This is a genomic window from Streptomyces sp. NPDC008079, assembly GCF_042957385.1.
Classification (GTDB): domain Bacteria; phylum Actinomycetota; class Actinomycetes; order Streptomycetales; family Streptomycetaceae; genus Actinacidiphila.
In genome coordinates this window covers 127,392-147,757 of record NZ_JBIBIC010000024.1, presented here as the reverse complement: position 1 = coordinate 147,757, position 20,366 = coordinate 127,392, and the positions used below count along the sequence as shown (strand labels likewise).

Sequence of the window (20,366 nt, the reverse complement as noted above, 5' to 3'; positions counted from 1 at the left end):
AGACTTCCTCCACACCTACAACCACCACCGCACCCACACCGCACTCGGCGGCCAGCCACCCATCACCCGCGTCAACAACCCTCCAGGTCAATACACCTAGGTCCGGTCCGCGAGGGCGGCCCCGGCCGCCCCGTACTCTTGCGGGTGTGAGTACGACAGATCCCGACGCCCTCCTCGGACCGGCCGACATCCGTGAACTGGCCGCGGCACTGGGGGTGCGCCCCACCAAGCAGCGCGGGCAGAACTTCGTCATCGACGCGAACACGGTGCGGCGGATCGTCAGGACCGCCGGGGTGCGGCCCGAGGACGCGGTCGTCGAGGTCGGTCCCGGACTCGGCTCGCTCACCCTCGCGCTGCTGGAGGCCGCCGACCGGGTCACCGCGATCGAGATCGACGACGTGCTGGCCGCCGCCCTGCCCGCGACCGTCGCCGCGCGCATGCCGGACCGGGCGGACCGTTTCGCCCTGGTGCACAGCGACGCGATGCGGGTGACGGAACTGCCGGGGCCGCCGCCCACCGCCCTGGTGGCGAATCTGCCGTACAACGTGGCGGTGCCCGTCCTGCTGCACATGCTCGCCGCCTTCCCGAGCATCGAGCGCACCTTGGTGATGGTCCAGGCCGAGGTCGCCGACCGGCTGGCCGCGGGGCCGGGCAACAAGGTGTACGGAGTGCCGTCGGTGAAGGCCAACTGGTACGCGGAGGTCAAGCGCGCCGGTTCCATCGGCCGCAATGTGTTCTGGCCCGCGCCCAACGTCGACTCCGGTCTCGTCTCGCTGACCCGGCGTGACCCGCCGAAGACCACCGCCACCCGCGAAGAGGTCTTCGCCGCCGTCGACGCGGCCTTCGCCCAGCGCCGCAAGACGCTGCGCGCCGCGCTGTCCGGCTGGGCGGGCTCGGCCCCGGCCGCCGAGGCCGCGCTGGTGGCCGCAGGGGTCTCCCCGCAGGCCAGGGGCGAGGAACTGACGGTGGAGGAATTCGCCGCCGTCGCCGAGCACAAGCCCGTCGCCGAGCACAAGCCCGCGGTCTGACGCCGCCGCACCGTAAACCCGCCGCCGCCCGTACCCGCCGCCCGCGAATCCCCACCCCGTGAATCCGCCGCGCCCGGCGGACCGCCCTCCGTACGCACCACCCTCGCAAGGGAGCCAGCAGTGACCGCCGCACCCGTCACCGTCCGCGTGCCCGCAAAGGTCAACGTCCAGCTCGCGGTCGGCGGTCGCCGCCCCGACGGTTTCCACGACCTGGCGAACGTCTTTCTGGCGGTCGGCCTGTACGACCATGTGACAGCAGTGCCCGCCGACGCGTTGACGATCACCGCGTCCGGCCCGGACACCGACAACATCCCGCTGGACGCCACCAATCTGGCGGCCAAGGCGGCGGTCGCGCTCGCCGCGCACCATGGCGTCGATCCCGTTGTGGGATTGCACATCACCAAGGACATCCCTGTGGCGGGCGGCATGGCGGGCGGCAGCGCGGACGCGGCGGCGGCGCTGCTCGCCTGCGACACCCTGTGGGGCCTGAACACCCCGCGCGCCGACCTGCTCGCGATCTGCGCGGAGCTGGGCAGCGACGTGCCGTTCAGCCTGGTCGGCGGCGCGGCGCTGGGGGAGGGCAGGGGCGAGATCCTCACGCCGCTGGAGGTGGCGGGCCCCTTCCACTGGGTCTTCGCCGTCGCCGACGGCGGCCTGTCCACCCCGGCCGTCTACCGCGAGTGCGACCGCCTGCGCCGCGAGTCCGGCGCGGGCGACACCACCGACGACGTACCTGCGCCCGTCGCCGACCCCGCGCTGATCGACGCGCTGCGCACCGGCGACCCGTACGCGCTCGCCGCCGTCCTGGTCAACGACCTCCAGGCCGCCGCCCTGTCCCTGCGGCCCGCGCTGGCCGACACCCTGGCCACCGGCACGGACGCGGGCGCGCTCGCCGCGCTGGTCTCCGGCTCGGGACCCACCTGCGCCTTCCTCGCGCCGGACGCCGACACCGCCGCCAAGATCGCGGTCACCCTCACCGCGTCCGGCACCTGCCGCACCGCCCGCCCGGCCGCCTCCCCGGCCCCCGGCGCGACCGTCGTCCCCGCCCCCTGACCGCCGGGGCACCACCCGGAACCGGCACCTCACCGCGCCGCACTACGCTGAAGCAGAACCCCCGCGAACCCCTGGAGCGTACGAGAGTGGCCGTCAACCTGGTCAACGTCGAAGCCGTCGGCAAGACATACGGCACGCGAGCGCTGCTCGAATCCGTGTCCCTCGGCGTCTCCGAAGGCGACCGCACCGGCGTCGTGGGCCGCAACGGCGACGGCAAGACCACCCTCATCCGGCTGCTCGCCAAGCTGGAGGAGCCGGACACCGGCCGCGTCACCCACCAGGGTGGGCTGCGACTGGGCGTCTTGACGCAGAGCGACAGCCTCGACCCGGCCGCGACCGTGCGCCACGAGGTGATCGGCGACCGCGCCGACCACCAGTGGGCGGGCGACGCGAAGATCCGCGACGTGCTGACCGGCCTGTTCGGCGGCCTGGACCTGCCCGGCTTCCCGCTCGGCCTGGACACCGTCATCGGCCCGCTCTCCGGCGGCGAGCGGCGCAGGATCGCGCTCGCGAAGCTGCTGATCGAGGAGCAGGACCTGCTGGTCCTGGACGAGCCGACCAACCACCTCGACGTCGAGGGCATCGCCTGGCTGGCGGGCCACCTCGGCACCCGCCGCTCCGCGCTCGTCTGCGTCACCCACGACCGCTGGTTCCTCGACCAGGTCTGCACCCGCATGTGGGACGTGCAGCGCGGCTCGGTGTACGAGTACGAGGGCGGCTACAGCGACTACGTGTTCGCGCGCGCCGAGCGGGAACGGATCGCGGCCACCGAGGAGACCAAGCGGCAGAATCTGATGCGCAAGGAGCTGGCCTGGCTGCGCCGCGGCGCCCCGGCCCGCACCTCCAAGCCGCGCTTCCGCATCGAGGCGGCGAACGAGCTGATCGCCGACGTGCCGCCGCCGCGTGACACCGCGGAGCTGATGAAATTCGCCAACTCCCGCCTCGGCAAGACCGTCTTCGAGTTGGAGGATGTGACAGTCCAAGCGGGCCCCAAGGTGCTGCTGAAGCACCTGACGTGGCAGCTCGGCCCCGGCGACCGCGTCGGCCTGGTCGGCGTCAACGGCTCGGGCAAGACCTCACTCCTGCGGGCGCTCGCCGAGGCCGCGGCGACCGGCGGCGACCAGCAGCCGGCGGCCGGCAAAGTGGTCGTCGGCAAGACGGTGAAGCTCGCTTACCTCTCCCAGGAGGTCGCCGAGCTGGACCCGAACTGGCGGGTGCTCCAGGCCGTGGAGTCGGTGCGGCAGCGCGTCGACCTCGGCAAGGGCCGGGAGATGACCGCGGGGCAGCTCTGCGAGAAGTTCGGCTTCACCAAGGAGAAGCAGTGGACGCCGGTCGGCGACCTGTCCGGCGGTGAGCGCCGTCGGCTCCAGATCCTGCGGCTGCTGATGGACGAGCCCAATGTGCTGTTCCTGGACGAGCCCACCAACGACCTCGACATCGAGACGCTCACCCAACTGGAGGACCTGCTCGACGGCTGGCCCGGTTCGATGCTGGTGATCAGCCACGACCGGTACTTCCTGGAGCGCACCACCGACCGCGTCTTCGCGCTGCTCGGCGACGCCAGCCTGCGCATGCTGCCGCGCGGGGTGGACGAGTACCTGGAGCGCCGCCGCCGGGTCGCCGAGGCCGCGGCGCCCGCCCCGGCGCCCGCCAAGGACAAGCCCACGGGCGACACCCGCGCGGCGAAGAAGGAACTCCAGCGCATCGAGCGGCAGCTCGACAAACTCGGCCAGCGCGAGGCGAAGCTGCACACCGGCATCGCCGACAATGCGACCGATTTCGAGAAAGTCGCCTCCCTGGACGCCGAATTGCGCGCGCTGCGCGAGGAGCGCGAGGAACTGGAGATGCGCTGGCTGGAGTTGGCGGAGGACGCGTAACACCCCTTCACCTGGGGCGGGTAACACCCCTTCGCAGGTGAAGCAGAATCCCTCGACGTGTGAAGACGTGTAGCGGCCAGGTAACGGTCGGGCCGCTCCCCGAGGGGGTGGTGGGGGCGGGTGATAGAAAGAATTTCCGTTCATCCGTCCCTGATTCACCTGTGCCCGAAGGACCTGTTGATGTCGCAGCCGCCCCCGCCGCCCCCCGGAAACCCGCCGCCGCCCGGCGGTGGTTACGGATACCCGGGCCAGGCGGGCCCGGTTCCCGGTAACGAGAACCCGTACGCGCAGCCGGTGCCCCCCGGCCAGAACCCGTACGCGCAGGCGCCCACCCAACCGGCCTTCCCGCAGCAGCAGTACGGCGGCCGGCAGGGACCTCCGCCGCCGCCCGGCCAGGTGCCGCCCCCGCCCCCGCCGCCCGGTCAGGTGCCGCAGGGGCAGACACCGCCCCCGCAGTACGGCTACCCGCAGCCCGGCCAGGTCCCGCAGCAGCAGCAGGCGTACGGCTATCCGCAGCAGCAACAGCCGCCGTACGGGCCCGGACCCTCGGGCTACCCCGCCCCCTCAGGCGGTTCGTCGAACAACAAGCTGATCGTGATCGTCGCGGCGGTCGTCGCCGCGGTGCTGGTGATCGGCGGCGGTGTGTACTTCGCGACCAAGAGCGGCGGCGGCGACGACCCGGCACCCAAGCCGCAGGCCAACGCCGGTGGCGCCAACGGCGGTACGAACACCGCCAAGACACACAATTCGACACTGTCGTACAAGTGGGACAAGCCCGCGGACCCGGTGGCGTCGAAGGACAATCTGAAGAGCGTCCTCGGCGTCTGGTTCACCGACAAGTACGTGGTGAAGAACGAGATCGACAAGGTCGTCGGCTACGACCTGGGCACCGGCGCGGTGGCGTGGACCGTACCGACACCGTCGAGCGGCGACTGCACGGCCGCGCGCGACTCCAACAACAACCTGACGGCCGTCCAGTTCGGCGCCAACTGCGAGCAGGTCATGGTGATCGATCTCGCGGCGGGCAGGGCGGTGTGGACGGCGAAGCTGCCGGTCGGCAGTTCGGAGAAGCCGGACTTCGACTACAGCGAGATGGCGATCAGCGGCGACACGCTCGGCGTGGACTGGCTGGAGGGCTCGATCGGCTACCGGCTGAGCACCCAGAAGGTGCTGTGGCGGTCGGGCAACGGTGACTGCGAGGACGACGGCTACGCGGGCGGCAAGCAGTTCGTGGCGATCGTCAACTGCGGTTACAAGACGTACAAGGTCCAGGTCATCGATCCGGACAACAACGGCAGCGCCAAATGGTCGTGGACGGCGCCAGTCGGCACCAAGGTCTCGGCCGTCGTCTCCACCGACCCGGTGGTGGTGGTGCTCGGCACCGAGGGCGAGAGGCAGACGGACGTGGCGACGATCGTCGACGGCCGTCTCCAGTCGCGGGTCTCGCTCGGCACCGACAAGTACGACATCAGCACGGACGGCACCGAGATGCAGGCCGTGCACAATGTGATCGTCAGCAGTGACACCCTCTATCTGTCGCTGACGAGCAAGCACGACAGCAACGGCCAGGTGCTCAGCGGGATCGTCGCGTTCAACCTGAGCGACGGCAAGCAGAAGTGGATCGCCAAGCCCGACAGCAAGCACGACATCCAGGGCCTGGCGATCGAGGACGGCAAGCTGCTCGCGTACGAGCCCGCCGACTACGACGTGCAGGGCCGTCTGGTGACCCTGGACCCGGCCAGTGGCGCGCTCACCACCTACGCGCAGTTCGACACCGACGCCTCGCAGAAGCTGAACGTGTCGGCGATGCGCAGCTACCCCGTCTGGCACGACGGTCATTTCATCATCGCGACGCGCACGGTATACGCCTCCTCGTCCGACCAGACCTATCTGGTGACCTTCGGCTGACGAGCTACGGTAATTCCGGATTCGCCGGAACCTTCTGTTCGATAGGGGGCGCGGCCGGTGGTGGATGCGTGTAGCTTCGCCGCCTAGGGCGGTATGCGTAGGGGTCGGGGTCGGCATTGGTCCGGACCCCGGGGGGATAGGGGATACCCGACATGGGCGTACGGCTCGTGGTCGTTGACGACCACCGCCTGCTCGCCGAGGCGCTGGCCTCGGCACTGAAGCTGCGCGGGCACCGGGTGCTCGCGGCGGCGGCGCCCGCGGCGGGCGCGGCGGAACTGGTACTGAGCAGGTCTCCCGAGGTGTGCCTGTACGGCACGGCCGCACCGGCCGAGCCGGGCGCCTTCGACGCGGTGGCCAGGATCAAGCGGGAGCGCCCGGCGGTCGCCGTGGTCGTCCTCGGACCGGTGCCCGACCCGCGCGGCATCGCGGCGGCCTTCGCGGCCGGCGCCTCCGGTTACGTACGCCACGACGAGCGCATCGAGGGCGTGGAGCGCGCGATGGCCAAGGCGCGGGCCGGGGAGGTCGCGGTGGCGCAGACGCTCCTCCAGGGCGCCTTCGCGGAACTGCTCAACCCCGCGCGGCAGCCGGACGACGAGGGCGCGCGGCTGCTGGAGATGCTGACACCGCGCGAGATCGAGGTCCTGGTGCGGGTCGCGGAGGGCGAGGACACCCGGCTGATCGCGGCGGGCATGCGGATCGCGCCGAGCACCGCGCGGACGCATGTGCAGCGCGTCCTGATGAAGCTGGGGGTCGGCTCCCGGCTGGAGGCCGCCGCCCTGGCCGCCCGCACCGGCCTGCTGGACCGCGCGGCGGCCGAAGGCGCCCCGGCGTCCGCGGCGTTCCCGCAGTCCTCCGCGGCCGGTCCCGGCGCGGCGGGCTGACGCACAGACCCCAGCACCCCCCTTTTTTTCCACACGTTTTCCGCACGTCTTCCGCACGCGGGGCGGCACCTCCGGACAGGAGGTGCCGCCCCGCTCTCGCGTGCGCGGACACTTACCACCACAATCAACCTGTTTCAAGCATCTTCCCGGAGTCCCCATTGACCGGGCTGTTATTTTGTGGTTCCTTGTGTTTGATTATGTTGAGTGCTTGTGATGAGGGGCCTCAAGGGTGAAGAAGACGACGACCCGGCTCGCCGACGGCCGTGAGCTGATCTATTACGACTCCAGGGACGACGTCGTGCGCGACGCCGTGGACCGCCGTCCCCTGGAGCCCGTCGCCACCGAGTCCGAGCTGCGCGCCGACCGGCTGCTGGGCGACACCGTCGCCGTCGCCTCGCACCGGCAGGGCCGTACGTACCACCCGCCCGCCGACGAGTGCCCGCTGTGCCCCTCGCGCGAGGGCCGGCTGAGCGAGATCCCGGACAGCGACTACGAGGTGGTCGTCTTCGAGAACCGCTTCCCCTCGCTGGCCGGTGACGCGGGCCGCTGCGAGGTGGTCTGCTTCACCCCCGACCACGACGCGTCCTTCGCCGACCTGAGCCCCGCCTCCGCCCGCCTGGTGCTGGACGCCTGGACCGACCGCACCCGCGACCTGGGCCAGCAGCCCGGCGTGGAGCAGGTCTTCCCGTTCGAGAACCGCGGCGCGGAGATCGGCGTCACCCTCGGCCACCCGCACGGCCAGATCTACGCCTATCCGTTCGTCACACCGCGCACCGCCCTGATGCTGCGCTCGCTCGCCGAGCACCGCGAGCGCACCGGCGGGCGCAACCTCTTCGACGACGTCCTCGCCGACGAGCGCGCGGACGGCCGCCGAATCGTCCTCACGGGTGAACACTGGACCGCCTTCGTGCCGTACGCCGCGCACTGGCCGTACGAAGTGCACCTGTATCCCCACCGCCGGGTGCCCGACCTGCTCGGCCTCGACGAGGACGCGCGCGCCGAGTTCCCGCGGGTCTATCTGGAGCTGCTGCGCCGCTTCGACCGGATCTTCGGCGAGGGCCAGCCGCGTACCCCGTACATCTCCGGCTGGCACCAGGCGCCGTTCAACGCGCCGGACCGCCGCGATTTCGCGCTCCATCTGGAGCTTTTCACTATCCGGCGCACATCGGGCAAGCTGAAGTTCCTCGCGGGCTCCGAGTCCGGAATGGGCGCTTTCATCAACGATGTGCCGCCGGAGTCCGCGGCGTTGCGACTGCGAGAGGTAGCGAGTCAGTGAGCACCGAGCGAGCGGGCACCGAGTCGACGACCGCCCAGCGGGAGACGGCCGCCCGGCCCAAGAAGGTCCTGGTCACCGGCGGCGCCGGATACGTCGGCGGGGTCGTCGCCGCCCATCTGCTGGAGGCCGGGCACCGGGTGACGGTGCTGGACGACCTGTCGACCGGCTTCCTCGCGGGCGTGCCCAAGGGCGCCGACTTCGTCGAGGGCCGCGTCCAGGACGCGGACAAGGTGCTCGACAGCACCTATGACGCGGTGCTGCACTTCGCCGCCTCCTCGCAGGTCGGCGAATCCGTCGCCGTACCCGAGAAGTACTGGCGCAACAACGTCGGCGGCACCCTCGAACTGCTCGCCGCCATGCGGGACTCCGGCGTACGCACCCTCGTCTTCTCCTCCACCGCCGCCACCTACGGCGAGCCCACCGCCATCCCCATCACCGAGGACGCGGCGACCGCGCCCACCAACCCGTACGGCGCGACGAAGCTCGCCGTCGACCACATGATCACCAGCGAGTGCGCGGCGCACGGCCTGTCCGCCGTCTCCCTGCGGTACTTCAACGTCGCGGGCGCGTACGGCGGCCACGGCGAGCGGCACGACCCCGAGTCGCACCTGATCCCGCTGGTCCTCCAGGTCGCGCAGGGCCGCCGCCGCGCGGTCTCGGTCTTCGGCGACGACTACCCGACGCCGGACGGCACCTGTCTGCGCGACTACATCCACGTCGCGGACCTGGCCGAGGCGCATCTGCTGGCGCTCGACAAGGCGCCCGCGGGCGAGCACCTGATCTGCAACCTCGGCAACGGCAACGGCTTCTCGGTCCGCGAGGTCATCGAGACCGCCCGCCAGGTCACCGGCCACCCCATCCCGGCCACCGACGAGCCGCGCCGCGCGGGCGACCCCGCCGTACTGGTCGCCTCCGCGGAGCGCGCCAGGCAGCGGCTCGGCTGGCAGCCCAGCCGCACCGACCTCGCGGAGATCATCCGCGACGCATGGAATTTCACCCGGTCGCTGTCGCAGGACCACTCGCCGACGCAGGGGGAGGACGGACGATGACGGAAGCCACGACGGAAGCCGCGTTCGAGATCGCGTTCAAGAACATCTTCGGGCGCGCGCCCGAGGGCATATGGGCGGCGCCCGGCCGGGTCAATCTGATCGGCGAGCACACCGACTACAACGACGGCTACGTCATGCCGTTCGCGCTCCCGCACCGCACCCGGGCGGCCGTCGCCCGCCGCGACGACGGGCTGCTGCGCGTGCACTCCGCCGACATGGACGGCGGCGTCGTCGAACTGCGCGTCGACGAACTGGCTCCCGGTACGACCGGCGGCTGGGCCGTCTACCCCGCGGCCGTCCTGTGGACGCTGCGGCAGGCGGGCCACGCCATCGGCGGCGCCGACATCCACTACGACAGCAATGTGCCGGTCGGCGGCGGGCTCTCGTCCTCCGCCGCCCTCCAGGTCGTCACCGCCCTGGCCCTCACCGAACTGCACGGCCTGGACCTGCCCCGCCAGGAGTTGGCCCTGCTCTGCCAGTCCTCGGAGAACACCTACGTCGGCGCGCCCGTCGGCGTCATGGACCAGACCGCGTCCGCCTGCTGTACGCAGGGGCACGCGCTCCACCTCGACGTGCGCGGGCTCACGCAGCGCCAGGTGCCGTTCGACCTGGCCGCGCAGGGGCTGCAACTGCTGGTGGTCGACACCCGCGTCAAGCACGCGCACGCCGACGGGGCGTACGGCGAACTGCGCGCGGGCTGCGAGGCAGCCGCCGCGGCCCTCGGCGTCCCCGCCCTGCGCGACGTCCCCTACGACGGGCTCGACGCCGCGCTGGCCGCCCTCCCCGACGAGCGGCAGCGCCGGCTCACCCGGCACGTGGTGACCGAGAACCGGCGCGTCGAGGAGGTCATCGCGCTTCTGGACGCCGGGCGCACCCGCGAGATCGGGCCCGTCCTGACCGCGGGGCACGTCTCGCTCCGCGACGACTTCCGGATCTCGTGCGCCGAACTCGACCTCGTGGTCGACACCGCGCTCGCCAACGGCGCCCTGGGCGCCCGTATGACCGGCGGCGGCTTCGGCGGCTCCGCCATCGTCCTGGCGGAGGCCGCCGACATCCCGGCGCTGTCCGCGACCATCCAGGCCGCCCTCCCGGCGGCCCGGCTCTTCCCGACGACGGCGGGCCCCGGAGCGCACCGGCTGGTTTAGCGGGGCCCGGATCTCAAACCCGGTTCTCATACCCGGTTTCCAGACCCGGTTTCCAGACCCCGTGCTCCGACCCCGTGCTCAAATCCCGTTCCCCACTCCCGTTCCCCGCTGTCGGACGGGTCGGTCCGTGTGAAGCTCGGCACGCGAGGACCGGCCCGTTCGGCGCGTGCGGGGCCGCTCCCGTCACCGTGGTCACTCCGGTACCACAAGGCGAGGGAATCCGGAATTCCGCGACGGAGAACTTCCGTCAAGACGGTGTTAACGGGGGCGCGACGCCCTACGCTTTTGAGACAGCGCCGGTGGGGGCCGGCGTGCATCAGGGGGCGAGACGCAAGGGGTTCGGCACCCGGGGAGGGGCGGCGGTCCCGATCCGGGTGCCGGATCCCGCGCGAATGCCGCCCCGCCACTGGGGGAGTGCCCAACACCGGGAGTGGTACCCGTGGGACGAATCCGCGTTCTCGTCGTCGATGATCATCGCATCTTCGCCGAGTCGCTTGCCGCCGCGCTCGCGGCGGAGCCCGACGTCGACGTCTCGGCCGCGGGGAGCGGCCCGGCCGCTCAGCGCTGCCTGGACCGCGCGGCGGCCGACAACCGGCGCTACGACGTCCTGCTGGTGGACGCCGATCTGGGGGACGGTCCGCGACCGCCGGTGACGCTCGCGGCGGTGCCGCGCATCCCGGTCGAGCAGGAACCGGTCCTGGACGGCCTGGCGCTGGTGGAACGCGTCAGGGCCGAGTATCCGGGGACCCGTACCGTCGTGCTGGCCGAGCGGGACGACGCCCGCAGGGCGGCCCGCGCGCTCCAGGCCGGGGCGTCGGGGTGGGTCGCCAAGGACTGCTCGCTGTCACGGCTGCTCGCGGTCGTACGCGGCGTGCTGCGCGACGAGACGCATCTGCCGCCCGCGCTGCTGACCGGGGTGCTGCGCGAGCTGACGGCCGCCCGCAGGCACCGCACCGAGAGCGAACGGCTGGTGGAGTCGCTGACGCCGCGCGAGCAGGAGGTGCTGCGCTGCATGGTCGCGGGCCTGGGCCGCAAAGCCGTCGCCGAGCGGCTGTTCCTGTCGCCGCACACCGTCCGCACCCATATGCAGAATGTGCTGGGCAAGCTCGGCGTGCACTCGACGCTGGCGGCGGTCGCGCTGGCCCGCAGGGCGGGCGTGGGGCCGGTGGAGCTGGTGCCGTCAGCCGGGGACGTTGTCGAAAGGCGCGGTCAACTGTCGTAGCAGCCCGGCCAGTTCACCGCGCTGCCGGGCGGACAGCTCGCCCAGGATCGCGCGTTCCTGCGCGAGCAGTCCGGCCAGCGACTGGTCCGCGCGCTCCTGGCCCTCCACGGTGAGCCGGACGAGCACGCCGCGCCGGTCGCTGGGGTCGGGCAGCCGCTCGACGAGCCCGCGCTGGGCGAGCCGGTCGATCCGGTTGGTCATCGTGCCGGAGGTGACCAGCGTCTGGGTCAGGAGCTGGCCCGGCGAGAGCTGGTACGGCGGTCCGGCGCGGCGCAGCGAGGTGAGCACGTCGAACTCCCACGGTTCGAGACTGTGCTCGGCGAAGGCCAGCCGCCGTGCGCGGTCGAGGTGCCGGGCGAGTCTGCTGACCCGGCTGAGCACCTCCAGCGGCTCCACGTCGAGGTCGGGGCGCTCTCGGCGCCATGCAGCGACCAGCCGGTCGACCTCGTCCTCCATGCGCTCAGTGTAGTAGGTCTGTCGATATGAAGTCTCTTGATATGAAGCCTCTTGACTTCAAGAGATATGTCGGAGGAGCCTGGACACCGACCAGAGGGCAGAACCTCGCCCTCCGTTTCGGTAGCGGCTGTGCGCAGCCGGCTATGAAAAGCCAGGGAGTACGACGATGCACGCAGCGCCAACGTGGGACCCGCAACAGTATCTCCGGCACTCCACCCACCGCACCCGCCCTTTCCTCGACCTCCTCACCCGTATCCAGGATCTACCGGGCGGCGACGCGCCCCGGATCGCCGACATCGGGTGCGGTCCGGGCAATGTCACCGCGCTGCTCGCCGACCGCTGGCCCGGAGCCCGGATCACCGGCTTCGACAGCTCCCGCGAGATGCTGGACGCGGCGGCGCGGTACGCGGGACCCACGGCGGGCGGCGGTGAGCTGGACTTCCGGCAGGCCGACGCGGCGCACTGGGCGCCCGAGGAGTCCTTCGACCTGATCGTCTCCAACGCCGCGCTCCAGTGGGTGCCCGGCCACGCCGACCGCTTCCCCGGCTGGCTCGACCACATCACGCCCGGCGGCACCCTGGCCTTCCAGGTGCCGGGCAACTTCACCGCGCCCAGCCACGCGCTGCTGGGCGAGCTGTGCGACACCCCGCGGTGGCGCGACCGGCTCGACGGGCACGGCCGCCGCTACGTCCACATCCTCAGCCCGGCCGACTATCTGGAGCGGCTGACCGAACTGGGCTGCGCGGCCGATGTGTGGGAGTCGACGTATGTGCAGTTGCTCCAGGGCGAGGACCCGGTGCTGGAGTGGACCAAGGGCACCGCTCTGCGGCCGGTGCTGACCGCGCTGGACGGCGACCGGGGGGCGGTGACGGAATTCGTCGGCCAGTACCGCGACCTGCTGCGCAAGGCGTACCCGCCGGGCCCGCACGGGACGGTCTTCCCCTTCCGGCGGATCTTCACCGTCGCGCGCAAACAGGGGCAGGAGGCGGCGGCGTGACTCGGGGAGCGGCAGGGGGGACGGCGGGGGGCGCCGACAGCTTCGGGATCGCGGGGGTCGACCACGTCCAGCTCGCCGCGCCGCCGGGCAGCGAGGAGGCGCTGCGCGCGTACTACGTCGGGGTGCTGGGGATGGCCGAGCTGACCAAGCCGCCGGTGCTCGCGGCGCGCGGCGGCTGCTGGTTCGCGGCGGGGGACGCGGTGCTGCACTTAGGGATCGAGGAGGACTTCAGGCCCGCCCGCAAGGCCCACCCGGGCATCCGCGTCACCGGGATCCACGCCTTCGGCAAGGAGCTCCAGGCGCGCGGCGCCAAGGTCGTCTGGGACGACGACCTGCCGGGCCACTCCCGCTTCTACTCCGAGGACCCGGTCGGCAACCGGCTGGAGTTCCTGGAGCCGACGGCGATGAGAGCCTGACGGTCGCGCGTGGGGGCGTCGGGCGAGCGTGCCCGACGCCCCCACGCGTCCTACAGCAGCAGGAAGGCCGCACCGACAAGCGCCGCCCCCAGCGCCGCCAGCGTCCACGCCGTGCGCCGCATCCGCAGCGCCCCGCCGGCCACGACCGCGGCCAGCAGCAGGGCTCCGGCCAGCGGCACCCAGGAGAAGAACAGGCCGCCCCAGTCGGACCGTACGACCGTGTTCGTCCCGGGCTTCACCACGACCGGCACACGGTCGCCGACATGGTGTGTGACCGGCAGGCTGATGACCACCTTCGGGCGGGCGACGGCCGACCCCTTCGGCGCGAAGGGTCCGGTGCAGGTGGAGTCGCCGCAGTTCGTCAGCGTCATCGTGCCGTGCTCGTGCCCCTTGGTGAGCACCACGTATTGCGCGGTCTTCCACGAGTCCCAGGCACCGGACGCCAGGAGCAGCAGCACCAGCGCCCACCCGCCCACCACCCGGGCCAGCAGGACCAGCCCCCAGGTGCCCTCGGCCATCCGGCGGGAACGGCTGCGTTTCACCATGCGGGCGATCTTTGGCCATCGCATGCCGTCCGGTCAACCTCGGTACGCGCCCGCCCTCGACGAGGGTGAGCGCCGTGTCCGGCGGTTGACCGGTCGCGCGTCCGGTCAGGTGTTGTACGTGCTCTGCGCGCGCTCCAGACCCTCGGTGATCAGCGCCTCGACCGCGTCCGCCGCCCGGTCCACCAACCAGTCCAGCTCCTTGCGCTCGGTGGACGAGAAGTCCTTGAGCACAAAGGCCGCCACGTCCATCCGGCCCGGCGGACGGCCGATCCCCGCGCGCACCCGCAGATAGTCGGGGCCCATCGACTTGGTCATCGACTTGAGGCCGTTGTGGCCGTTGTCGCCGCCGCCCAGCTTGAGCCGCAGCGTGCCGAAGTCGATGTCCAGCTCGTCGTGGACGGCGATGATCCGCTCGGTCGGCACCTTGTAGAAGTCGCGCAGCGCGGTCACCGGGCCGCCGGACAGATTCATGTACGACTGGGGCTTCGCCAGCACCACCCGCTGGTTCGCGGGACCGGGCGGGCCGATCCGGCCCTCCACGACCACGGCCTGCGCCTTCTGCGCGCGCTTGAACTTGCCGCCGACCCGCTGGGCGAGCAGATCGGCCACCATGAAGCCGATGTTGTGCCGGTTCCCCGCGTACTCGGGGCCCGGATTGCCGAGGCCCGCGACCAGCCAGGGCCCTGAGGTGTCACTCATCCACGTCTCCGACTCCGTGTCGCCGACTTCGTACCGGGAAAACGGCCGCCGCCGCACTCCGTGAGGGTGCGGCGGCGGCCGGGGTCACACGCGAGCACGTCAGCACGCGAGCGCGCGGGCACGTGAGCGTACGCACACGAGCACGTCAACACACGAGCACGTCAGCACACGAGCGCATAAGCGCGCGAGGACCGGGGGAGCGCGGGGGACTACGCCTCGGCGGCGGCGTCCTCGGTGCCCTCGGCGGCCTCGTCGCCCGCCTCGTCGGCGGCCTCGGCCTGGGCCGAGACGACCTGGATGACGACCGCGTCCTCGTCGATCGCCAGGGTGGAGCCCTTGGGCAGGGTGATGTCCTTGGCGAGGATGGAGGCGCCGGCCTCCAGGCCCTCGATGGAGACGGTGACCGCGGTCGGGATGTGGGTCGCCTCGGCCTCGACGGGCAGCGTGTTGAGCACGTGCTCCAGCAGGTTGCCGCCGACGGCCAGCTCGCCCTCGGTCTGCACCGGGATCTCGACGGTGACCTTCTCGCCGCTCTTCACGGACAGCAGGTCGACGTGCTCGATGGTGCCGCGCAGCGGGTCGCGCTGGACCGCCTTGGGGATGACCAGCGCGGTCTTGCCGTCGAGCTGGAGGGAGATCAGCACGTTCGCGGTGCGGAGCGCGAGCAGCAGCTCGTGGCCGGGGACGGTGACGTGCTGCGGGTCGGCGCCGTGACCGTAGATGACGGCGGGGACCTGGTGGGCGCGGCGCACGCGGCGGGCGGCGCCCTTGCCGAACTCGGTGCGCGGCTCTGCGGCGATCTTGACCTCGGCCATGATGCTCAACTCCTCGATACGGAAAACTCGGTACGCGAAAGGGGGGTCATACGGTCGCCCGACCCACGACGGGCCGTTCCACGACTCACCCCCGCTTGCGCGGAGACCGTTACGAGGAGCGCGCCGATAACGGAGGACCGCCGGAAAAACCGGGGCCTCCCTCGCCGAGCAACGCGGACAGCGTAACCGGCGGGGAGGCCCCGGGAGAAATCGATCTAGCTCAGTGCTCGGAGTCCTCGAACAGGCTGGTGACCGAGCCGTCCTCGAACACCTCGCGCACCGCGTTGGCGATGGTCGGCGCCATGGACAGCACGGTGATCTTGTCGAGGTTCAGCTCGCGCGGGGTCGGCAGGGTGTCGGTGAGGATGAACTCGCTCACCCGGGAGTTCTTCAGCCGGTCCGCGGCGGGCCCGGAGAGCACACCGTGGGTGGCGGTCACGATGACGTCCTCGGCGCCGTTGGCGAACAGCGCGTCGGCGGCGGCGCAGATCGTACCGCCGGTGTCGATCATGTCGTCGACCAGGACGCAGACCCGGCCCTTGACGTCACCGACGACCTCGTGGACCTTCACCTGGTTGGCGACGTCGGGGTCACGGCGCTTGTGGACGATGGCCAGCGGCGCGCCGAGCCGGTCGCACCAGCGGTCGGCGACCCGTACCCGGCCGGCGTCCGGGGAGACCACCGTGAGCTTGGCGCGGTCGACCTTGGCGCCCACGTAGTCCGCGAGCACCGGCAGGGCGAAGAGATGATCGACCGGGCCGTCGAAGAAGCCCTGGATCTGGTCGGTGTGCAGGTCGACCGTGAGGATGCGGTCGGCGCCCGCGGTCTTGAACAGGTCCGCCATCAGCCGGGCCGAGATCGGCTCACGGCCGCGGTGCTTCTTGTCCTGCCGGGCGTAGCCGTAGAAGGGCACGATCACGGTGATGCTCCGGGCGGAGGCCCGCTTGAGAGCATCGAGCATGATGAGCTGCTCCATGATCCACTTGTTGATGGGAGCGGTGTGGCTCTGGATGAGGAAGCAGTCCGCGCCGCGGGCCGACTCCTGGAACCGCACATAGATCTCGCCGTTGGCGAAGTCGAAAGCCTTGGTCGGCACCAGGCCGACTCCGAGACTGTGTGCCACCGCCTCCGCCAGATCGGGGTGGGCGCGGCCGGAGAAGAGCATCAGCTTCTTCTCACCGGTCGTCTTGATCCCGGTCACTGCACCGTCTCCTTGGAGTTTTCGACTGGTGTTCGGCACAGCGTCGCCTTCGGTTAGGCGTGCTGGCGGAATTGTGTGCAAGCCACACGGTACGCCCCAACCGGCGCATCTGTGCACCTCAAGAGGCCCGGATGAGACGTCCCTCACTCGCCCTGCGGCGTGTCTCCTCGTTGTGCGCGTTCGGCGGCCTCGGCGGCGGCGCTGCCGGGACGCTTGCGCGCCACCCAGCCCTCGATGTTGCGCTGCTGACCGCGGGCGACAGCCAGCGACCCCGCGGGAACGTCCTTGGTGATCACCGATCCGGCGGCGGTGTACGCGCCGTCCCCGACGGTGATCGGCGCCACGAACATGTTGTCGGAGCCGGTCTTGCAGTAGCTGCCGATGGTGGTGTGGTGCTTGGCCTCGCCGTCGTAGTTCACGAAGACGCTGGCGGCGCCGATGTTGGTGTACTCGCCGATCGTGGCGTCCCCCACATAGCTGAGGTGCGGCACCTTGGTGCCCTCGCCGATCGAGGCGTTCTTCATCTCCACGTACGTGCCCGCCTTGGCCTTCGGGCCGAGCTTGGCGCCGGGGCGCAGATACGCGTACGGGCCGACGGTCGCCTGCTCGCCGATCTCGGCCTGGTCGGCGACGGTGTTGGACACCCGTGCGCCGGGGCCGACCGCGGTGTCGGTGAGCGTGCAGTTGGGGCCGACCTCGGCGCCCGCGCCGACGCTGGTGGCGCCCAGGAGCTGGGTGTTGGGGTGCACCAGGCAGTCCTGCTCGAAGCGGACGTCGACGTCGACCCAGGTGGAGGCGGGGTCGACGACCGTGGCGCCGTCCAGCATGGCGCGGTGGAGCAGCCGGTCGTTGAGCACCCGGCGGGCCTCGGCGAGCTGCACCCGGTTGTTCACCCCGGCGATCTCGCGGTGGTCGGGGGCGACGTACGCGCCGACGCGGTGGCCGGCCTCGCGCAGGATGCCGAGGGTGTCGGTCAGATACTCCTCGCCCTGCGAGTTGTCCGTCGTGATCTTGCCGAGCGCGTCGGCGAGCAGGGCCGCGTCGAAGGCGTAGACCCCGGAGTTGATCTCGGCGATCGCCAGTTGGGCCGGTCCGGCGTCCTTCTGCTCGACGATCGCGGTGACCCGGTCGTCGGAGGAGCGGATGATCCGGCCGTAGCCGGTGGGGTCGGGCACCTTCGCGGTGAGGACCGTCACGGCGTTGCCGTCGCCCTCGTGCGCGCCGACCAGGGTGTGCAGGGTCTCGGCGGTGAGCAGCGGGGTGTCGCCGTAGGTGACCACCACGGTGCCGTCCAGGACGACGCCCTGCGCGGACAGCGCGTCCAGGCCGATCCTGACCGCGTGCCCGGTCCCGTTCTGCTCGTGCTGCACGGCGGTGAGCGCCTGCGGGTCGATGCCGTTGAGGTGCTCGGTGACCCGCTCGCGGGCGTGGCCCACGACCACCACGAGGTGCTGCGGCGCCAGTTCGCGGGAGGCGGCGACCACATGGCCGACCAGGGAACGGCCGCAGATGGGGTGGAGGACCTTCGGGGTGGCCGACTTCATGCGGGTGCCCTCACCCGCGGCGAGGACGACGACGGCAGCCGGACGGTTCGGGCTCACGTGAGGAGACTCCTCGGCTTCGGGTGCTGGACATCCGCAGGATACCGACGGGTTCCCGGATGGACGCCGGGCGGCCCCGGCCGGACCGGCCGGGGCCCCGGTGAGGTGCTCCGCCGCCAGGACTCGAACCCGGACATAAGGCACCAAAAGCCCCAGTGCTGCCAATTACACCACGGCGGATCAACCCGCGCTTTCGACCCGTTGGCGAGCCGGGCGGGCTGGACTTCACCATCATGCCGTACGAGCCGGGGTGGACGCGACGTAGATCCGGGGTAGAGATCGCACGACGGGCCGCATGAAGTGGTTCTGTCGCTCGTCGTCGGCCGCTGCAATACTTACGGCGGCGTAAGTTACGGGCTTGACCGGCTGAAACCAGCCCCCTCAGATCCCCAAGGGACAGACATGACCACGCACACGGACGTGAGGCCCGAGTCCCGGGAACCCGGGCCCTCGGGACAGGAAGACGCGCTGAACAGCGCCACCCGCGGTGGTGAGAGCAAGCGGTCGATCGAGCAGATCGCGCTGCTGCTGTTCATCAGCATCCCCTTCGTGGCGCTGGTGGCGGCCATCCCGCTCGCCTGGGGCCGCGGCATGAGCTGGCTGGATCTCGGCCTCATGATCGGCATGTACTTCCTCGGCTGCCACGGCATCACCATCGGCTTCCACCGGCACTTCACCCACGGTTCGTTCAAGGCCAACCGCCCCCTGAAGATCGCGCTCGCCATCGCCGGATCGATGGCCGTCGAGGGCCCGATCGTGCGTTGGGTGGCCGACCACCGCAGGCACCACAAGTTCAGCGACGCCGAGGGCGACCCGCACAGCCCGTGGCGGTACGGCGAGACGTTGCCCGCGCTGATGAAGGGCCTGTGGTGGGCCCACATGGGGTGGCTGTTCGACGAGGAGCAGACCTCGCAGGCGAAGTACGCGCCCGACCTGATCAAGGACTCCGCGATCCGCCGCATCTCGCGCGACTTCTGGCTGTGGACCGTGATCTCGCTGGCCATCCCGCCGGTGGTCGGCGGCCTCGTCACCATGTCGTGGTACGGCGCGTTCACCGCGTTCTTCTGGGGATCGCTCGTTCGGGTGGCGCTGCTGCACCACGTCACCTGGTCGATCAACTCGATCTGCCACGCGGTCGGCAAGCGCCCCTTCAAGTCCCGTGACCGCTCCGGCAACGTGTGGTGGCTGGCGGTGCTGTCCTGCGGCGAGTCCTGGCACAATCTGCACCACGCCGACCCCACCTCCGCCCGGCACGGTGTGCTGCGCGGCCAGGTCGACTCCAGCGCCCGGATCATCCGCTGGTGCGAACAGCTCGGCTGGGCCACCGACGTCCGCTGGCCGAGCGCGGACCGTATCGCGGCCCGCCGTAAGGAAAACATCAGTGAAGCGGCATGATTGACGCGTGAGCGACGGCAGCGGATCGAACGGCGACGGCGGAAGCGGCAGGGCCTCGGGTACGGATTCGGGTGCGAAGTCGGGCTCACGTCCGGCCACGGCCTCAGGCGTGGCGGGACCCACCGCCCGGCGCGCCCGCCGGGTCCGTATGACCGGCAAGGAACGGCGCGAGCAGCTTCTCGACATCGGCCGCACGCTCTTCGCCGAACGCGGCTTCGAGGGCACCTCGGTCGAGGAGATCGCCCACAAGGCGGGCGTCTCCAAGCCGGTGGTGTACGAGCACTTCGGCGGCAAGGAAGGGCTCTACGCCGTCGTCGTCGACCGTGAGATGCGCCGGTTGCTCGACATGGTGACCGGCGCCCTCACCGGCGGCCACCCCAGGGAGCTGCTGGAACAGGCCGCCTTCGCGCTGCTGGACTACATCGAGCAGTACACCGACGGTTTCCGCATCCTGGTGCGCGATTCACCCGTCGCCCAGTCCACCGGCACCTTCGCCTCGCTGATCAGCGACATCGCCACCCAGGTCGAGGACATCCTCGGCCACGAGTTCAAGCGCCGCGGCTTCGACCCCAAGCTCGCCCCGATGTACGCGCAGGCGCTGGTCGGCATGGTGGCGCTCACCGGCCAGTGGTGGCTGGACGCGCAGAAGCCGAAGAAGGCCGAGGTCGTCGCCCACCTGGTGAACCTCTCCTGGAACGGCCTGGCGGGCATAGAGCCCAAGCCGCGGCTGATCGGCCACCGCAAGAACTGAGGCGGCCGACGACGTACAGGCGCATAGGCGCACAGGCATACAGATGTACAG

At 71.2% G+C, this 20,366-nt stretch carries 19 protein-coding genes, 1 tRNA gene and 1 pseudogene; 14 read left to right on the top strand and 7 right to left on the bottom strand.

Features of this window, described 5'->3' with window-relative positions; genetic code table 11:
* From ACFZAM_RS34085 to ACFZAM_RS34040, 10 genes and pseudogenes are all read left to right on the top strand, one after another.
* A pseudogene (locus ACFZAM_RS34085) lies at positions 1 to 100 on the top strand (IS481 family transposase); the annotation flags it as partial.
* A 46-nt stretch (positions 101 to 146) separates the two neighbouring features.
* Positions 147 to 1,028, top strand: coding sequence for a 16S rRNA (adenine(1518)-N(6)/adenine(1519)-N(6))-dimethyltransferase RsmA (gene rsmA / locus ACFZAM_RS34080; protein ID WP_391051687.1), 882 nt, complete (start codon positions 147 to 149; stop codon positions 1,026 to 1,028).
* A 120-nt stretch (positions 1,029 to 1,148) separates the two neighbouring features.
* Positions 1,149 to 2,081: a 4-(cytidine 5'-diphospho)-2-C-methyl-D-erythritol kinase gene (locus tag ACFZAM_RS34075; RefSeq protein ID WP_391051684.1), complete on the top strand. Its 933-nt coding sequence runs from the start codon at positions 1,149 to 1,151 to the stop codon at positions 2,079 to 2,081.
* 86 nt (positions 2,082 to 2,167) lie between these two features.
* Positions 2,168 to 3,958, top strand: coding sequence for an ABC-F family ATP-binding cassette domain-containing protein (locus ACFZAM_RS34070; protein ID WP_355337968.1), 1,791 nt, complete (start codon positions 2,168 to 2,170; stop codon positions 3,956 to 3,958).
* A gap of 180 nt (positions 3,959 to 4,138) precedes the next feature.
* Positions 4,139 to 5,866, top strand: a complete 1,728-nt coding sequence (locus ACFZAM_RS34065) for a hypothetical protein (protein WP_391051680.1) — start codon at positions 4,139 to 4,141, stop codon at positions 5,864 to 5,866.
* Positions 5,867 to 6,018: 152 nt separating this feature from the next.
* On the top strand, positions 6,019 to 6,747 hold the full coding sequence (locus ACFZAM_RS34060) for a LuxR C-terminal-related transcriptional regulator (protein WP_355337974.1): 729 nt from the start codon (positions 6,019 to 6,021) through the stop codon (positions 6,745 to 6,747).
* 229 nt (positions 6,748 to 6,976) lie between these two features.
* Complete coding sequence (gene galT / locus ACFZAM_RS34055; RefSeq protein ID WP_355337977.1) at positions 6,977 to 8,023, top strand: galactose-1-phosphate uridylyltransferase; 1,047 nt, start codon at positions 6,977 to 6,979, stop codon at positions 8,021 to 8,023.
* Between the two features lie 68 nt (positions 8,024 to 8,091).
* A complete protein-coding gene (galE, locus tag ACFZAM_RS34050) occupies positions 8,092 to 9,072 on the top strand; it encodes a UDP-glucose 4-epimerase GalE (RefSeq protein WP_355338102.1) in 981 nt (326 codons plus the stop codon).
* Positions 9,069 to 10,217, top strand: a complete 1,149-nt coding sequence (gene galK, locus ACFZAM_RS34045; protein WP_391051675.1) for a galactokinase — start codon at positions 9,069 to 9,071, stop codon at positions 10,215 to 10,217. The genes galE and galK overlap by 4 nt, the downstream gene beginning before the upstream one ends.
* Positions 10,218 to 10,656: 439 nt before the next feature.
* Complete coding sequence (locus ACFZAM_RS34040; protein WP_188282377.1) at positions 10,657 to 11,439, top strand: LuxR C-terminal-related transcriptional regulator; 783 nt, start codon at positions 10,657 to 10,659, stop codon at positions 11,437 to 11,439.
* Here ACFZAM_RS34040 and ACFZAM_RS34035 read toward each other — a convergent pair.
* Complete coding sequence (locus ACFZAM_RS34035; protein WP_355337983.1) at positions 11,398 to 11,895, bottom strand: MarR family transcriptional regulator; 498 nt, start codon at positions 11,893 to 11,895, stop codon at positions 11,398 to 11,400. The genes ACFZAM_RS34040 and ACFZAM_RS34035 overlap by 42 nt on opposite strands.
* Before the next feature lie 166 nt (positions 11,896 to 12,061).
* Here ACFZAM_RS34035 and ACFZAM_RS34030 point away from each other — a divergent pair, with 166 nt between their 5' ends.
* Together ACFZAM_RS34030 and ACFZAM_RS34025 are read left to right on the top strand one after the other, a co-directional pair.
* Positions 12,062 to 12,892, top strand: coding sequence for a trans-aconitate 2-methyltransferase (locus ACFZAM_RS34030; protein WP_355337986.1), 831 nt, complete (start codon positions 12,062 to 12,064; stop codon positions 12,890 to 12,892).
* Positions 12,889 to 13,308 (top strand): glyoxalase, encoded by a 420-nt coding sequence (locus ACFZAM_RS34025; protein ID WP_391051670.1) that lies wholly within the window; start codon positions 12,889 to 12,891, stop codon positions 13,306 to 13,308. The genes ACFZAM_RS34030 and ACFZAM_RS34025 overlap by 4 nt, the downstream gene beginning before the upstream one ends.
* A 50-nt stretch (positions 13,309 to 13,358) precedes the next feature.
* Here ACFZAM_RS34025 and ACFZAM_RS34020 read toward each other — a convergent pair whose 3' ends face one another.
* The 6 genes from ACFZAM_RS34020 to ACFZAM_RS33995 form a co-directional block, all read right to left on the bottom strand.
* Positions 13,359 to 13,850: a hypothetical protein gene (locus tag ACFZAM_RS34020; RefSeq protein WP_391051705.1), complete on the bottom strand. Its 492-nt coding sequence runs from the start codon at positions 13,848 to 13,850 to the stop codon at positions 13,359 to 13,361.
* A 108-nt stretch (positions 13,851 to 13,958) separates the two neighbouring features.
* On the bottom strand, positions 13,959 to 14,552 hold the full coding sequence (gene pth / locus ACFZAM_RS34015) for an aminoacyl-tRNA hydrolase (RefSeq protein WP_391051667.1): 594 nt from the start codon (positions 14,550 to 14,552) through the stop codon (positions 13,959 to 13,961).
* A gap of 209 nt (positions 14,553 to 14,761) precedes the next feature.
* Entirely contained in the window at positions 14,762 to 15,367 is a 606-nt protein-coding gene (locus ACFZAM_RS34010; RefSeq protein WP_355337995.1) for a 50S ribosomal protein L25/general stress protein Ctc, read from the bottom strand.
* A gap of 220 nt (positions 15,368 to 15,587) precedes the next feature.
* The gene (locus ACFZAM_RS34005) at positions 15,588 to 16,568 is read right to left on the bottom strand and encodes a ribose-phosphate diphosphokinase (protein ID WP_355337998.1); all 981 of its coding nucleotides are present in this window, start codon (positions 16,566 to 16,568) and stop codon (positions 15,588 to 15,590) included.
* A 143-nt stretch (positions 16,569 to 16,711) separates the two neighbouring features.
* Entirely contained in the window at positions 16,712 to 18,169 is a 1,458-nt protein-coding gene (gene glmU / locus ACFZAM_RS34000) for a bifunctional UDP-N-acetylglucosamine diphosphorylase/glucosamine-1-phosphate N-acetyltransferase GlmU (protein ID WP_391051663.1), read from the bottom strand.
* Positions 18,170 to 18,277: 108 nt separating this feature from the next.
* Positions 18,278 to 18,349, bottom strand: a tRNA-Gln gene (locus tag ACFZAM_RS33995).
* A gap of 222 nt (positions 18,350 to 18,571) precedes the next feature.
* Here ACFZAM_RS33995 and ACFZAM_RS33990 point away from each other — a divergent pair.
* Positions 18,572 to 19,564, top strand: a complete 993-nt coding sequence (locus tag ACFZAM_RS33990; protein WP_391051661.1) for a fatty acid desaturase — start codon at positions 18,572 to 18,574, stop codon at positions 19,562 to 19,564.
* 148 nt (positions 19,565 to 19,712) lie between these two features.
* The gene (locus tag ACFZAM_RS33985; protein ID WP_188282429.1) at positions 19,713 to 20,315 is read left to right on the top strand and encodes a TetR/AcrR family transcriptional regulator; all 603 of its coding nucleotides are present in this window, start codon (positions 19,713 to 19,715) and stop codon (positions 20,313 to 20,315) included.
* Positions 20,316 to 20,366 lie beyond the last annotated feature (51 nt).

Coding starts and splice junctions, on each gene's coding strand:
- ACFZAM_RS34065 (WP_391051680.1), top strand. CDS start 4,139: ATGTCGCAGCCGCCCCCGCCGCCCCCCGGAAACCCGCCGCCGCCCGGC.
- ACFZAM_RS34060 (WP_355337974.1), top strand. CDS start 6,019: ATGGGCGTACGGCTCGTGGTCGTTGACGACCACCGCCTGCTCGCCGAG.
- galK (WP_391051675.1), top strand. CDS start 9,069: ATGACGGAAGCCACGACGGAAGCCGCGTTCGAGATCGCGTTCAAGAAC.
- ACFZAM_RS34035 (WP_355337983.1), bottom strand. CDS start 11,895: ATGGAGGACGAGGTCGACCGGCTGGTCGCTGCATGGCGCCGAGAGCGC.
- ACFZAM_RS34030 (WP_355337986.1), top strand. CDS start 12,062: ATGCACGCAGCGCCAACGTGGGACCCGCAACAGTATCTCCGGCACTCC.
- pth (WP_391051667.1), bottom strand. CDS start 14,552: ATGAGTGACACCTCAGGGCCCTGGCTGGTCGCGGGCCTCGGCAATCCG.
- ACFZAM_RS34010 (WP_355337995.1), bottom strand. CDS start 15,367: ATGGCCGAGGTCAAGATCGCCGCAGAGCCGCGCACCGAGTTCGGCAAG.
- ACFZAM_RS33990 (WP_391051661.1), top strand. CDS start 18,572: ATGACCACGCACACGGACGTGAGGCCCGAGTCCCGGGAACCCGGGCCC.
- ACFZAM_RS33985 (WP_188282429.1), top strand. CDS start 19,713: ATGACCGGCAAGGAACGGCGCGAGCAGCTTCTCGACATCGGCCGCACG.